Origin of the sequence: Clostridium sp. UMB9555A (assembly GCF_030222355.1) — a bacterium.
Classification (GTDB): Bacteria; Bacillota; Clostridia; order Clostridiales; family Clostridiaceae; genus Sarcina; species Sarcina perfringens.
Genome location: NZ_JASORQ010000037.1, coordinates 1 through 315, shown reverse-complemented (window position 1 = coordinate 315; position 315 = coordinate 1). Strand labels below are relative to the sequence as shown.

The 315-nt window shown below is 52.7% G+C and carries 3 tRNA genes; all 3 read right to left on the bottom strand.

Going from position 1 to position 315, the window contains the following annotated elements:
- Positions 1 to 76, bottom strand: a tRNA-Lys gene (locus QP548_RS16860).
- A gap of 6 nt (positions 77 to 82) precedes the next feature.
- Positions 83 to 157 (bottom strand) — tRNA-Gln (locus QP548_RS16855).
- 3 nt (positions 158 to 160) lie between these two features.
- Positions 161 to 236: transfer RNA gene (locus QP548_RS16850), tRNA-His, on the bottom strand.
- Positions 237 to 315 lie beyond the last annotated feature (79 nt).

Below are 315 nucleotides of genomic sequence, written 5' to 3'. Positions count from 1 at the left end.
TGGTGATCTGCCAGGGAATCGAACCCTGGACACCGTGATTAAAAGTCACGTGCTCTACCGACTGAGCTAGCAAATCACATTTTGGCTGGGATAGCAGGATTCGAACCTGCGAATGACGGAGTCAAAGTCCGTTGCCTTACCGCTTGGCGATATCCCAATATGGGGTGAGCGACGAGACTCGAACTCGCGACACCCAGAGCCACAATCTGGTGCTCTACCAACTGAACTACGCCCACCATATGGTGTACCTTAAGGGATTCGAACCCCTGACCCACGGCTTAGAAGGCCGTTGCTCTATCCAGCTGAGCTAAAGAT